Annotated in this window: 7 protein-coding genes and 1 tRNA gene; 2 read left to right on the top strand and 6 right to left on the bottom strand. The window is 62.6% G+C overall.

Annotated features, from left to right (window positions below; genetic code table 11):
• The first annotated feature begins 171 nt into the window (after positions 1-171).
• Positions 172-756: a serine O-acetyltransferase EpsC gene (gene epsC / locus LPB405_RS08060; protein ID WP_060824622.1), complete on the top strand. Its 585-nt coding sequence runs from the start codon at positions 172-174 to the stop codon at positions 754-756.
• Between the two features lie 211 nt (positions 757-967).
• Here the strand turns inward: epsC and gndA are convergent, their stop codons facing one another.
• Positions 968-2,440 (bottom strand): NADP-dependent phosphogluconate dehydrogenase, encoded by a 1,473-nt coding sequence (gndA, locus tag LPB405_RS08055; protein WP_219101147.1) that lies wholly within the window; start codon positions 2,438-2,440, stop codon positions 968-970.
• A 185-nt stretch (positions 2,441-2,625) separates the two neighbouring features.
• A tRNA-Val gene (locus LPB405_RS08050) sits at positions 2,626-2,698 on the bottom strand.
• A 476-nt stretch (positions 2,699-3,174) separates the two neighbouring features.
• Here LPB405_RS08050 and aceE point away from each other — a divergent pair.
• On the top strand, positions 3,175-5,907 hold the full coding sequence (gene aceE / locus LPB405_RS08045; RefSeq protein ID WP_219101145.1) for a pyruvate dehydrogenase (acetyl-transferring), homodimeric type: 2,733 nt from the start codon (positions 3,175-3,177) through the stop codon (positions 5,905-5,907).
• A gap of 173 nt (positions 5,908-6,080) precedes the next feature.
• Here aceE and LPB405_RS08040 read toward each other — a convergent pair whose 3' ends face one another.
• The 4 genes from LPB405_RS08040 to LPB405_RS08025 all read right to left on the bottom strand — a co-directional run bounded on the left by LPB405_RS08040 (position 6,081) and on the right by LPB405_RS08025 (position 14,258).
• Positions 6,081-10,391: a non-ribosomal peptide synthetase gene (locus tag LPB405_RS08040; protein WP_219101143.1), complete on the bottom strand. Its 4,311-nt coding sequence runs from the start codon at positions 10,389-10,391 to the stop codon at positions 6,081-6,083.
• Positions 10,392-10,634: 243 nt separating this feature from the next.
• Positions 10,635-10,862, bottom strand: coding sequence for a phosphopantetheine-binding protein (locus LPB405_RS08035; RefSeq protein ID WP_219101141.1), 228 nt, complete (start codon positions 10,860-10,862; stop codon positions 10,635-10,637).
• A 54-nt stretch (positions 10,863-10,916) separates the two neighbouring features.
• Entirely contained in the window at positions 10,917-12,617 is a 1,701-nt protein-coding gene (locus tag LPB405_RS08030) for a (2,3-dihydroxybenzoyl)adenylate synthase (protein WP_219101139.1), read from the bottom strand.
• A 252-nt stretch (positions 12,618-12,869) separates the two neighbouring features.
• Complete coding sequence (locus LPB405_RS08025) at positions 12,870-14,258, bottom strand: enterochelin esterase domain-containing protein (RefSeq protein ID WP_257604902.1); 1,389 nt, start codon at positions 14,256-14,258, stop codon at positions 12,870-12,872.
• Between the last annotated feature and the right edge of the window lie 417 nt (positions 14,259-14,675).

Raw genomic sequence — 14,675 nt, 5'->3', positions numbered from 1 at the left:
CGTCTTTTGACCGGCAGAAATATTACGTTCCGCGCGTTTGTGTGACTGAGTTTTTGGTAAGAGTGTCTACTATGACATGTAGCCGGCCGGGAATAGGCGAAAGGGCCCCGTTGTTGGTACCTTTGGAAAGGTCGCATATACAGAGAACGACCGATGAGGGAAAGGGAACCCATGAGTTTTATTGCGCGTCTGCGTGAAGATATTGAGAACGTCCGCCAGCACGACCCTGCTGCGCGTGGCGCTGTCGAGATTGCGCTGAACTATTCGGGTATGCACGCCATTTGGGTTCACCGTCTGACCCATAAGCTCTGGCAGAAGGATGAGACGAAGGCTCTGGCTCGTACTCTCTCGCAGTTTGCTCGTTTTCTGACCGGTGTGGAGATTCACCCCGGCGCGACCATTGGCCGCCGTTTCTTCATCGATCACGGCATGGGCATTGTCATTGGTGAAACCGCTGAGGTCGGTGACGACGTGATGCTGTACCACGGCGTGACCCTGGGCGGTCGCTCCCTGGAGAAGGTGAAGCGTCACCCCACCATTGGTGACCGCGTGACCATTGGTGCCGGCGCTAAGGTGCTGGGTCCGGTGGAGATTGGTTCCGATAGCGCTATCGGTGCGAACGCCGTGGTCGTCAACGATCACCCCGCCGATTCGATTATTACCGGTATTCCGGCGAAGCACCGTCCGCGTACCCCGGAGAAGAAGAAGCCCCTGGTGGACGCTGTGGAGTACATTGATCCCGCCATGTGGATTTAGTGCTTGTTAGCGTTTTGAGGCGGTAGCGGCGCGCCTGACGGCTCCTGGCGAGGCTCTGCAGGGCTTCTCCCCTGCCATACCCTTGCTACACCTCTGGAGATACCCCTGAATACACCTCGGGGGCGCCCCATATAAGACATAACGAAAGCCCGCCTTCGACCGGATTCTCATCCAGCCGAAGGCGGGCTTTTATGTATTCAGCTACGGGAGCTTAGTGAACGTGGATGTCCGCTGCGTTCACCTCGGAGCGGTCACCGCTCCACATGGTGTGGAAGGCGCCCTCTTCGTCGATACGACCGTAGGTGTGCGCACCGAAGAAGTCACGCTGGCCCTGAATCAGGGATGCGGGCAGGCGGTCGCGGCGCAGGCCGTCGTAGTAGGACAGTGCGGAAGCGAATACCGGCACGGGGATGCCCAGTGCGGTTGCCTTAGCCACCACGCGACGCCAGGAAGGAACGAGCTCCTCCATGAGGTTCTTGAAGGCGGGTGCCAGCAGCATGTTCGCGGGAGCCTCATCAGCGTAAGCAGCCATGATGTCGCCCAGCAGCTCGGCGCGGATGATGCAGCCTGCACGCCACAGCGATGCGATGGTGTCCAGCTTCAGGTCCCAGCCGTATTCCTTGCCTGCGCGGGTGAGCAGGTCCATGCCCTGTGCGTACGCAACGAGCTTGGAGGCGAAGAGTGCGCGGCGCACATCCTCAACGAACTCGGGGTCGCCTGCACCGATACCGGTGGTTGCGATTAGGCCTGCGGGCAGTTCGCGCTGTGCCTGCTCGCGCTGTTCACGCTCGGAGGAGGAGAGGGCGCGTGCGAACACGGACTCTGCGATAGCGGAGACGGGGGAACCGAGGTCCAGGCCAGCCTTAGCGGTCCACAGACCGGTACCCTTCTGGCCCGCTGCGTCAACGATAACGTCGACCAGGGGCTTGCCGGTCTTTGCGTCTACCTGTGCGAGCACCTCTGCGGTGATTTCGATCAGGTAGGAGCTCAGGTCGCCTTCGTTCCAGGTCTTGAAGATTTCTGCCTGCTGTGCCGGCTCAATGCCCGCGATGGAGCGCAGAATGTCGTAGGCTTCGCCGATCACCTGCATGTCGGCGTACTCGATGCCGTTGTGGACCATCTTCACGAAGTGACCCGCACCGTCGGTGGAGATCCATGCGCAGCAGGGTGCGCCGTCCTGAGGTGCCTTCGCTGCGATCTTTTCGAGCATGGGGCCGAGGTGCTTGTAGGACTCTGCGGAGCCGCCGGGCATCATGGAGGGGCCCCAGAGAGCGCCTTCTTCGCCGCCGGAGACGCCAACGCCCACGAAGTGCAGGCCCTTTTCAGCCAGGGCGTGCTCGCGACGGATGGTGTCGGGGAAGTGAGAGTTACCGCCGTCGATAATGATGTCGCCCTCATCGAGCATGGGGGTGAGTTGCTCGATCACTGCGTCGACGGGTGCGCCCGCCTTGACCATAATCAGGATGCGGCGGGGAGACTCGAGGGAGTCAACGAGTTCCTGCAGGGACTCGGTACGGATGAAGTCGCCGTCTCCGCCGTGCTCAGCCAGCAGTGCGTCGGTCTTCTCTACGGAACGGTTGTGCAGTGCCACGGTGTAGCCGTTACGTGCCAGGTTGCGGGCGAGGTTTGCGCCCATGACAGCAAGGCCGGTGACACCAATCTGTGCCTTCTTGTTTTCAGTCATGTATATAAGGATACGCGCTTAGGGCAGGCTATATATAGGTGGAGTGCAGTTTTATGCCCGAAGGAATCGCAGTTCCGACTGGATTATCTTCGCGAGCTTCCCGCTGGGCACCCTCGTGGCAGGTCAATGGGTAAACAAAACCGGTAAACAAAAACCCCGGTACCTTGCGGTACCGGGGTTAGCGGTGGGTCCTACCGGGATCGAACCGATGACATCCACGGTGTAAACGTGGCGCTCTACCAGCTGAGCTAAAGACCCGTAGTTCTCACTGTTTTTTTGTTCCAGTGGCGAACACAAGAGAAAACTATACGGGCTTTTGGTGCGCCACGCAAATCCGAAACATGTGTTCTATGTCTCAATATTTTTTTCTTTTTCGCAACTCACCCCACAGCAAGCCACATCAAGCCATGTCGACCCTCGGCCTTATAGGTAGGTCATACCCCATCATTCCGCGCCATTCCGCCACCCCCACCATTCCGCACTATTTAGATACAAAAAGACCCTAACTAGTACTTTTGATGCGCATATTTTTCGCTCAGAGAGCTAAGCCACGAAACCCACATCACAAAAACCTTCGTTTGATGCCAAGAAGCCCACATTTAGGTCTAAGATAGTAGAGATAAGTAGCGAAGTAGACCCCACGGATCTATAGCGCTTAAACGCAGAGATTGTTCGACAATGCAACATCGCGGCGAACAATCTACACAACCGCACAGAAGAGAGGTTGGATTAGTTTGGCTAACGTACCGAACGAGCACTCCCTGAGCACCCTTCTTGATGGCCTCAAGGACATCGACGTAGAAGAGACCCAGGAATGGGCTGAGTCCCTCGAGGACCTTATCAAGACTCACGGCACCGAGCGTGCAGAGTACATCCTTCGCGCACTGCTCAAGGAGGCTGGCGCAAAGGGTGTTAAGGTCCCGACTCTGGTCAAGACCGACTACATCAACACCATCCCCGTCGACCAGCAGCCCGAGTACCCCGGTGATGAGGAACTCGAGCGCCAGTACCGCGCATGGATTCGTTGGAACGCAGCAATCATGGTTCAGCGTGCCCAGAAGAAGGGCATCGGCGTTGGCGGTCACATCTCCACCTTCGCAGGTGTGGCTGACCTCTACGAAATGGGCCAGAACCACTTCTTCCGCGGCCGTAACCACCCCGGTGGCGGTGACCAGGTCTTCTTCCAGGGTCACTCCTCCCCCGGTGTCTACTCCCGCGCATTCGTTGAGGGCGTCCTGACCGAAGAGCAGATGGACGGCTTCCGCCAGGAGAAGACCAAGGGCGCAAACGGTATTCCTTCGTACCCGCACCCCCGTTGCATGCCCGAGTTCTGGCAGTTCCCGACCGTTTCCATGGGTCTGGGCCCCCTGAACGCAATCCACCAGGCATCCTTCAACAAGTACCTGCACAACCACAAGATCAAGGACACCTCCGAGCAGCACGTCTGGGCATTCCTGGGCGACGGCGAAATGGACGAGCCCGAGTCGCGTGGTGCACTGCAGCTGGCTGCAAACGAGCACCTGGACAACCTGACCTTCGTCGTCAACTGCAACCTGCAGCGTCTGGACGGCCCCGTTCGCGGTAACGGCAAGATCGTTCAGGAGCTCGAGGCATTCTTCCGCGGCGCAGGCTGGCACGTCATCAAGGTCCTGTGGGGCTCCGACTACGACGAGCTGCTCAAGAAGGACAAGAGCGGCAAGCTCATCCAGCTGATGAACGAGACCCTCGACGGTGACTACCAGACCTTCCGTGGCGAAGACGGTGGCTACATCCGCGAGCACTTCTTCGGCAAGTACCCCGAAACCAAGGAACTGGTTGCAGACCTGACCGACGAGCAGATCTTCAACCTGCGCCTGGGTGGCCACGACGACAAGAAGCTCTACGCAGCCTACAAGGAAGCTATGGAGACCAAGGGCAAGCCCACCGTCATCCTGGCACAGTCCATTAAGGGTGCGGAGCTCGGCCCCTACTTCGAGGCACGTAACTCCACCCACCAGATCAAGAAGTTCACCATGGAAGCACTGAAGGGCTTCCGTGACCACCTGAACATCCCCATCTCCGACGAGGAGCTGGAGAAGGATCTGTACAACCCGCCGTACTACGTGCCCGAGGCAAGCCACCCGGCACTGCAGTACATGCACGCACGCCGTAAGGAACTCGGCGGTTACATCCCCGGCCGTGCAAACACCCAGCCTGAGATTATCCTGCCCGAGTCCAAGGTCTACGCACAGACCAAGAAGGGCTCCGGCAAGCAGACCGCTGCTACCACCATGGCGTTCGTCCGCCTGATGAAGGACCTCATGCGCGTGAAGGGCTTCGGTCACCGTATCGCTCCCATCACCCCCGATGAGGCACGTACCTTCGGTATGGACTCCTTCTTCCCCTCGGCTAAGCTGTACAACCCCAACGGTCAGAACTACGTGCCCGTTGACCACCAGCTCATGCTCACCTACACCGAGTCCCCCGAGGGCCAGATCGTTCACGTGGGTATTAACGAGGCAGGCGCAACCGCTGCGTTCATCGCACTGGGCTCCTCCTACGACACCCACGGCGAGCCGATGATCCCGATTTACATCTTCTACTCGATGTTCGGCTTCCAGCGCACTGGCGACGGCTTCTGGGCTGCTGCCGACCAGCTGTGCCGCGGCTTCGTCATCGGTGCAACCGCAGGTCGTACCACCCTGTCCGGTGAGGGTCTGCAGCACAACGATGGCCACTCCCCGATTCTGGCGTCCACCAACCCGGCGTTCAAGATCTACGACCCGGCTTACGGCTACGAGATCGCTCACATCGTGGAGCGCGGTATCGAGCAGATGTACGGTACCAAGGACGAAGACCACAACGTCATGTACTACCTGACCGTGTACAACGAGCCGATTCACCAGCCTGCTGAGCCGGCAAACGTTGACGTTGAGGGCATCATCAAGGGTATCCACAAGATTAGCGAGTCCCCGCTGACCTCCGGCCCCAAGGCACAGCTGCTGGCATCCGGCGTTGCTGTTCCGTGGGCTGAGAAGGCTCAGCAGCTGCTGGCTGAGGACTGGGGCGTCTCCGCAGACGTCTGGTCTGTCACCTCGTGGACCGAGCTGCGCCGCGACGGTATTGCCGCTGAGGAAGAGGCTCTGCTGAACCCGAACCAGCCCGCTCGCGTTCCTTACGTGACCCAGAAGCTGGCTGGCGCTGCTGGCCCGATCGTCGCGACCACCGACTTCGCTTCGGATGTTCCCGACCAGATCCGCCAGTTCGTTCCGAACGACTTCGCAACCCTGGGTGCTGACGGCTTCGGCTTCGCAGACACCCGCCCGGGTGCACGTCGCTTCTTCCACATCGATGCAGAGTCGGTTGTTGTCCGCACCCTGCAGATGCTGGCAAAGCGCGGCGAGGTTGCAGCAGACGTTCCCGCGAAGGCATTCGCTAAGTACGACCTGCTCAACGTGAACGCTAACTCCGAGCTGGAGCAGCACTAAGCATTTAGCTGTAGAACCCCGGTTCTGCGTTAGACGCTAAACGATGCCCCCGGTTGATGATTCATCAACCGGGGGCATTCGTGTTTTAACTCAACCGCATGTTTTAACCGATGTAGCCCGGAGGTAACGACTATTACCTCCGGGCTACTCCAGTTATTGGGGTGTCGGTGAGGCTAGCCGGCGAAGTGGCCGGTCACCTCCGCCAAACGCGCCGGATTCACCAAATCAGGGTGCGTACCCTCCAGCAGCACCGAACGGAACGACGACGCATGCGCCGCCCAACCCGCCGCATCCAGGTACGGCTGATCCTCATGCGGCACACCCACCAGCAACACGTCCCCTTCAAAGAACGCCTGCTCAGCACCACGCATCAACGCCGCCGAAGCACGCATACTACCCAGGCACACGCCCAACTTCTCCTCCGGTAGGTAACCCATCGCCGAACCCGCCTTCTGCAGACGCTCCAACGTACCCGGCAAATCAAGCTGCTCACCAGCGGCAGGCTCCGGCAAACCGCCCATGCGCAACAGCGCACGGAAGCTCTCCTGCTCATCCGGCGCCGGCACGCCCTGCCACTGCTCCGAAGGATACGCATCCAACAGGATGACGCGCTCAACCTGCGCACTCGCAGCCTGCGCCAAAGCCGCCACCTGCACCGCGGCAGTACCGCCCACAGACCAGCCCATCAGGGCAAAACGACGCGGCAGCGAACGCTCCGCCAGAGTCTTCTCAATCAGCTTCAGGTAGCCCTCAGCCAACTCCTGCAGGCTCGACGCAAACCCGGCATTCGGGTCAGAGAACGCCTCAGCCTGCAAAGCGTACACACCCTGCTGAGCCGGAAGATGCGAGAGGTACCCCGCATAGCACCAGCCCAAACCACCCGCAGGCGGCAGAATAAACAGCGGCGCGGGGGTCTCGGTAGTATCGGGGACAACGGGCTGCTCACGTAGCGGCAGAACCGGCGCGAACTCCGCGCCCTCGCCGCGCTCGCCCGCAATGGACGCCGCCAAAGCCTGCACGGTCGGATGCGCAAACAGCGCACCAATGCTCACGCGCAGACCCAGCTGCTCCTCAACCGCGGCAATCACCTCAAGAGCCGCCAGCGAATGACCACCCGAGGCGAAGAAATCCTCATCCACGCCGAAACGCTCACGACCCAGCACGCCCGCAATAATCGAGCACAGCTGCTGCTCCAGCAGACCGTGCGGACCCTCAGCATCAGAAGTCTGCGGGGTCAAATCGAGGGACGCCAACAGCTTACGATCAGCCTTACCGGAGGGGCTCACCGGCAGAGCAGGCAGAGTATGCCACAGGGTCGGAACCATGTAGTCCGGCAGAACCTGCGCGCAATGCTCACGCGCCGCCTCCACCAGCTGCTCGGCACGCTCGGCGGGCACGTCGCCCACCTCCAGCACCGCCGCCAGGGCAGGCTCACGCAGACCGCGGTACAACAGGGCCACCGAAGCGCTCACGCCCTCAACCGCGGCAAGAGCCATCTCAATATCGCCCAGCTCCAGGCGCTGACCGCGCACCTTAATCTGGTAGTCCGTGCGGCCGCGGTAGCCAATGACGGCGCGGCCATCGGGAAGAATCTCCCAGCACGCCAAATCGCCCGTACGGTACAGGCGCTGACTCTCACCGTTCAGCAGTGCGAGCGCACCGGCAGGAGCCTGCTCCACGAAAGCCGCCGCGGTCGCCTGCGGGTTGTTCTTGTAGCCGCGCGCCAGCTGCACGCCCGACAGGTGCAGTTCACCCGTCACACCCACCGGCACGGGGTGGCCAGTCGGGTCAAGAATCAGGGTGCCGGTGTTCCAGACCGGCTCGCCAATGGGCACGCTCTCACGCTGCGGGTCGCCGGAAGTCTCCCAGAAGGTCACGTCCACCGCCGCCTCGGTCGGGCCGTACAGGTTCAGCGGGTACACGCCCAGAACCTCGCCCGCAGCCTGCACCTGGTCCTTCTGCAGCGCCTCACCCGAGCAGACCACGTAGCGCAGGGGCTGCTCTCGATCTTGCCCGAAACCGGCATCAGCCAGGATGCGGCGCGCCGCCGGCGAAGAGGTCAGCGCCGACAGCATGGTCGGCACAAAGTGCACCGCCGTGACGGACTGCTCGGCAATCACGCGCGCCAGGTAGGCGGGGTCGCGGTGACCATCCGGGGCGGCAATGACCACGGCGGCACCCTCGGCGAGCGGCCAGTACAGCTCCCACACGTGTACGTCAAAGGAGATGGGGGTCTTGTGCAGAACGCGGTCGCCCTCCCCCACCGGAATTTGGTGCTGCTGCCAGCGCAGGCGGTTATCAATCGCGCGGTGGCTGATGGCAACGCCCTTAGGCCTGCCCGTGGAGCCGGAGGTGAAGAGCACGTAAGCGTCCTCGTCCAGGCCGGTTTTCGTGCCCGGAAGCTCCTCTGCGGCGGGTGCCTGTACAGCTTCCTCGATGGTCAGCTGCGGTAGGGTGTGCTGGGGCAGGTTTGCGTGACGTGCAGGCTCCTGCGGGTTCAGCTCCTCCGCGCTCAGCGGCTGCAGACCGGGGCCGTGCAACAGCAGGGAACATTCGGCGTCCTCCATCATCACGCCCACACGCTCGGCGGGCAGATCCGGAAGCACCGGCACGTAGGTGGCGCCAGCGTACAGCAGGGCGTACAGCGCCACATACTGCTCGGCGCCGCGGTGCACACGCAGACCCACCGCATCGGAAGGGCGAACGCCCCAGTCCAGCAGCTGCGCGGCAAGCGCACGGGCGCGCTCGTCCAGTTCGGCGTAGGTGAGGGCGCGGTCAAAGACGTAGGCGCGCTCCGACTCGGGGGTGAGCACCTCACCGGGCGCGGGGGCAGAATCCAGCACCGCGAGCGCCTGCGGATGCGCCGCCACCGCGTCACGGAAGCGACCCAGCAGGGTCTTGTACTCCAGCGGGTGCTCGGTCAGCGCCGGGGCGGTCAGCTCGCGCAGGGTTGCCAGTTCTGCCTCGGTCGCCAGACCCAGGTTGTTCAGGGAGGCGCCCTCGCGCTGCGCCTCCGCCGCGTAGGCGGGCAGCCACTCGCTCAGGCGGGCGGCGTGATGTTCCAGCTCCTTAGCGGTGTAGAGCGCCGGGTTCATGTCAATCTCGCAGGAGATGCTGTTGCCGCGGCCGGGCATGCCGCGCAGGGTGAAGGTCGCGTCAGCAACGGGACCGGCAGAGATATTGTGAATACGCGCGGTCGGTACCGGGGCTCCGGACCCGCCCTTGGAGGGGGCCGCCAGCGGCAGCACCGCGTCGAAGGGCACCACGTTAATCTGCGCACCAAAAAGCCTGGACTGGGCGTTACGTGCGGTACGTTCGAGGTCTTCCTGACGAGCCAGCGGATGCTCGGCGTTACGGGCGTACTGCTCCTTCACCGAGTGCAGGGACTCCGCGATGGGGCCGGTCGCCGCAACCTGCACCGGCAGAACGTTCACCGCGGTACAGCCGGTCTGAGCGCTCACCGTGCCCAGGGCGCGGGTCGCCTCCGGCAGAGTGCGGGCGAACATGCGGTTCATCTGCGGCACGCCGAACGAAGCCTGCGGGTAGCCGCCCACACGCGCCAGGTACGAGCCGACGGCGGCGGTCGCCAACACGGGCCAGGAGACGGCGTGCTGCTTTGCCGCATCCAGCAGGGCCTGCTGGGTGGGCACATCAATGCTGAACGCCAGGCGCACAGACTGCGCCGACGGGGAGGCGGTACGACCCGCCAGGGAGGTATCTTCCTGTTCCAGGGCGCCGCTCGCCTCCCAGAAGGCGACGTCTTCTTCACGGGCGGTGGAGGCGGCATCGTCGGCATCGAGCAGCTGCTGCAGGCTCATGCGGCGGGTTGCCGGGACCGGCTGACCGGCGGACAGGGCGCGGTATATCGCCGCCACGCGGGAGAGGCCGTTGAACGCGGCGAACCCGTCGGCAACCACGTGGGAGAAGGAATGGTACACCCAGAGGAACCCGCCGTAACGCACCGCTGCACTGCGCACGGTCACGCCCTCATCGGTGGTGAGGGGCTGGGCGAGCAGGCGCTGTGCCCAGGCCCGTACCGGCGCGGGCAAATCAGAGTCAGGCAGGGCTGATTCAGGCAGGTCAGAGGCGTTCTCCTCCCCCGCCTCGGCGGTGCCGCTCAGCTCGTCCTCATCCACGAGCAGGTCAATGCCCGAAAGGAACGCCTCCTCGGTCAGAATCTGCTGGGAGGCGGCACCATCGGCAATGCAGGTGCGCACGCGGAAGCCCTCGTTCTCGCGGTAGAGCTGCACCAGCGCCTCACGCAGCAGGGCGAGGTCGGTGTCCGCGGGGCATTGCAGAACCTCCGCGGTGTTGTAGCAGGGGTTCGTCGGGTCAATCGCGGCGGCAAAGTAGATGCCGCGCGCGTTCGTGGTCAGCGGCAGCCAGGGACTGTCAGCGCTGTGCGATGCGGGATCAGTCGCGGCGGTGCGAAGGTCGGAAGCAGTCCCGAAGCTATCGGGTGCGGTAGTATCAGCTACGCCCATGGTGGCCTCTCAAAGGTCTGGATTAGGGATGATATGCGGTGTGTTAAAGGTAGGTGTGAAAGGTAGGCGACTGCCTCGCCGCTTCAAGCTGACAGATGTGCACTGACAGAAGTGCACTGACAGGGGTAAACGCAGCTACACAATACGGTGCAAAACCTGCGCAAAGAAAAACGAGGCGAGTAGCAAACACCCCGGGCACCCGTCTGCATTTGCGGCAGGCGGGCACTCGGGGTGCGGTAACGCTTAGCCCAGGCGGGAGGCGATGAACTCCACGGTCGGGTTCTCCACCAGCTCGGTAAACTCAATCACGGCGCCTTCGGCAGCAAGATCATCGAGCAGCGCGAAGGAACCCATCGAGTCCAGGCCCAGCGAGAACAGGTCGGTGGTCGGCTCGTCAAAAGCGGTCTGCAGGGAGTCGGGCTCGACGATGTACTTCTCCATGATGGGGCGCAGGGTCTCAAGTGCGGACATTTTTCTCCTCAAGTAGGGGTAGGAATACGGGCTTAAGGTTTAGCAGAAAAGGGTTTAGCCGAAAATTTCGGCAAGCTTGGCGCGCAGTTCGCGGCGAGAAATCTTACCCACGTTCGTGGTGGGCAGCTCCTGCAGAACCTGCACGCGCTCGGGAATCTTGAAGTCGGCGAGCTTCTTCGATGTGAAGAACTCGTGCATCGTGCGGCGCGGGTTTTCGCCCAGGTCGGCGCCTTCCTGCGGCACAATGACCAGGCCCACGCGCTCGCCCACGGTCTCATCCGGGATGCCCAGAACCACGGCGTCAAAAACGTCGGGGTGGGTCAGCGCCAGCTCTTCAATTTCGTCCACGGCAATCTTCTCGCCATTGCGGTTAATCTGGTCTTTCGCGCGGCCGGTCACCTCAAGGTACTTGCCGGCGACCAGGCGCACAATGTCGCCGGTGCGGTAGAAGCCGTCCTCGGTGAAGCCGTAGCGGTTCGCGTTCTCCTCCAGGTAGTAGCCGCGAATCGTGTACGGGCCGCGGGTGAGCAGGTGGCCGCTCTCGCCGCGCTTAACCGGCTGGTCCTGATCATCAACAATCAGAATTTCATCGTCGGGGCTAATCGGGTAGCCCTGAGTCCTCAGACGCATCTCAATCGGGTCGGTCGAGCGGGTGTAGTTCACCAGGCCCTCAGCCATGCCGAACACCTGCTGAACGGTGCAGCCGAGCACCGATTCGATCTTGCCCGCAACCGCCGGAGCCAGCTTCGAGCCACCCACCTGCAGGGTCTGCAGGGACGGCAGGGACACATCGCGCTTCTCCGCGGAGGCGACCCACGCCTGAGCCAGCGGCGGCACCAGCGCGGAGGTGGTCACACCTTCCATCTCAATGAGGTGGAACGCAGTCTGCGGGGACGGATCCGCCGCAAACACCAGCTTGCCGGAGGCGCACATGACGCCCAGAATACCGGGCGAGCTCATCGTGAAGTTGTGCGCGGCGGGCAGCACCACGAGCATGGTCGTGTTGTTGTTCAGCTTGCAGATATCGACCGAGCCGCGCACCGAGTACAGGTAGGCGGCGTGGGTGCGAGGAATCAGCTTCGAAATGCCGGTCGTACCGCCGGAGAGCTGCAGGAACGCCACCTGCTCGCTCGCGCGCAGGTTCTCGGTGTTCTGAACGACGCCGGGCACGAACTCTTCAGCGAGCTCCTCGTCGGTCAGCGGGGTCAGCGGCTCGGCAACGTCAATAGCGACCGGCGGCTCCTGGGAGTTCTTGCGCAGCTCGGCGGCAACGTCCTCGTGCAGGGCGGTGAAATCCGCGCCGGGGGTCAGCGAAGAGAACACGTGCGCCGCCGCGTCGGTGCGGGTTGCAAAGTGCACGAGCTCGGTGGTGCGGTGCTGCGGCAGGCAGAACACCGGCAGAGCCGCCGCCCAGAAAATACCGAGCAGGTACACCAGGTACTCGGCGGTGTTACCCAGCTGCAGCAGCACGCGGTCACCGGGCTGCACGCCAGCCTGAACGAGGCGCGCCGCAGCGGCACGACCTGCCGCCTCCAGCTCACCGTAGGAGAGGCGAATCTGCTGGGGCTTGCCGTCCTCATCGAGCTGCGCGTGCGAAATCGCCACGAGCGCCGGGAAGTGCGGCTTCGCGCGGCAGGCATCCAGCAGGAACTCGGGGATGGTCTGGTCAATCCAGTAGCCGGCTTCGCGGTACTTCGCGGCAAAAGACTCGGGGATGAGCGGTGTGGGGGCCAGGGGGCTACGTTCTACGGTCATCTTCTCTCGATTTCTGTGTCGTTTGCGGTTTCTATAGCGCTCACGTGCTGCGTGCGTTCGCAGCGTGATGCCATCTCGTCAATGAGGGCGGGTGCACAACCTACGCCGGGTACCTTTCGGTACCCCTCGCGGCGCGGTAGTGTTGCACTCTTCTTAGGCTGTACTTCTCTAGGATACGGGCGCGGCGGTGTTTACCCTAACGGGAACCCCGCACGCCCACCATACGGGGTGTGCTCTACCCGTACGGGAGCCCTAAGCGATCTCTCGCTGGTTCTCTTCAGAGCCTGGCTCAGTGCGTTCAGCCTTCCGGCTGGCAGCAATAATACGTTCCAGGGCCGGCACAATCGCACCGCGCCAGCACGCATAATCGTGACCGCCGTTGAAGGTCGTGCAGTGTGCCCTCTCCAGGCCCAGCTTTTCCAGGCGCTCCTTCAGCTCACGGTGAGGAGGCACCAGAACCCACTCCTGCTCCCCCACCTCAATCTCAAGGTACAGGTGGCGCAGACGGTCAATCTCGCCCGCCGCCTCCAGCTCGTCCAGGCGGTCCATGACCTGCGGTTGCCACAGCGACGAAGACTGCGCAATCGCGCCACCAAACGCCTCCGGACGGCTCAGCACCGCCAGCAGGGAGGACAGGCCACCCAGCGACTGACCGTTAATCACAATGTTCTGCGGGTCGGTCTTAATGCCGTGCACCGCTTCCAGGTGCGGGAACGCAATCTCCACCAGGTAGTCGGCAATCGGGTTGTCACCGTTCAGTTCCTTCCAGCGGTTCTCACGGCCGCCAGAGTGCAGGAAGAACACATGCATCGCCGGAATACGGCCCGCCTCATGGGCGCGGTTGAGGGTCTGCTCCATACCCTGGCTGAACCACATCTCACCGTCGAACTGGATGAACAGCGGCGCATCCGGGGCGGGATCCCCCACACGACCGAGCACGTACTGGTGACCGTCAGAGGTCTGCATCCACTCGGGGGCGGGCAGCGCGTCAATCTCTTCCTGAGTCAGGATGAACTCCTGCACCGGCGCGTGCTCAAGCTGCACCACACCCATGCAACGACCGATGCGGTTGCACACGGTCTCGGGGTTCAGCGGGTCACCCTCGCCGGAGTCCAGGGCGGCGCGCAGGCGCACCTGGTCGTCATCGCCCAGCCAGGCGGGGCGCTCGCCGGGCAGCGTCGGCAAGAAGTTGTAGGAGGCACGCCAGGTGGTTGCCATCTGCATGCTCAGCTGCCACCATCCGGTGCCCTCGATGCGGGCCATGAGGGAACGGTCCAGGTTCTTCTCATCGGTCAGGCGGTTGATGAACATGAGCACCTGCTCCGCCTGCTCGTTGTGATACAGGAAGGTGACGATGCGCTCGTTCTCACTGATGCTGCCGTCGTCAAGATGCACCGGCTCGATGATGGGGGTGCCTTCGGAGACAACCTCAACGATGCGGGCGTTCAGCTCTTCGGGGCTGACCGCCTCGGCGATGAGGGCGCTGATGAGGGGGCTGTCCACGCGCGGTGCCGGTACGGGGCGCGGGATCTTGGGAGGGGCCGGGCGCACAGCCGGCGCAACGGTACGCGGCTGCACGGAAGCAGCTTGTTCAGAAGCGTTCTGCGTGGGAACGATCGCGGTGGGTTCGTGCTCGCCCAACGGTTCCTCCTTGGTCTGTGGAAACACTCAATCGGTGAGAATCGGTGAGGAGGCGCATTATTGTTAGTTAGCCTCTACTACCTCACTCTATGGTATCCCTTACCCAAACTCCAGCCAAAGGGAAAAACGAAAGAACCAAAAGATGACATTCATGACAGCGAACACACGCTGCTAAAACCCAAGCACGAAGCCGCCGCAGCCCCGCCCAGACCGGCACAGCCCCGCCCAGACCGGCTCAGAGCAACCCAGCCCAGCCCCGCCCAGACCAGCTCATCCCAGCCCGGCTCAGAAGTTAAAAGAGATGAGGCACCGAGACCGTGCATCAAACCTTCAAACAGTGAAGGTCTCATGCGGCAGTCTCGGTGCCTCATCTGCGGGTTCCCAAAATGGAACCTACCCAGTGCTCGTTTCCGTTCA

The sequence above is a fragment of the Rothia mucilaginosa genome, from assembly GCF_019334805.1.
Classification (GTDB): Bacteria; Actinomycetota; Actinomycetes; order Actinomycetales; family Micrococcaceae; genus Rothia; species Rothia mucilaginosa_C.
The sequence above is the reverse complement of the archived record's forward strand: the minus strand, read 5'-3'. Positions and strand labels throughout refer to the sequence as shown.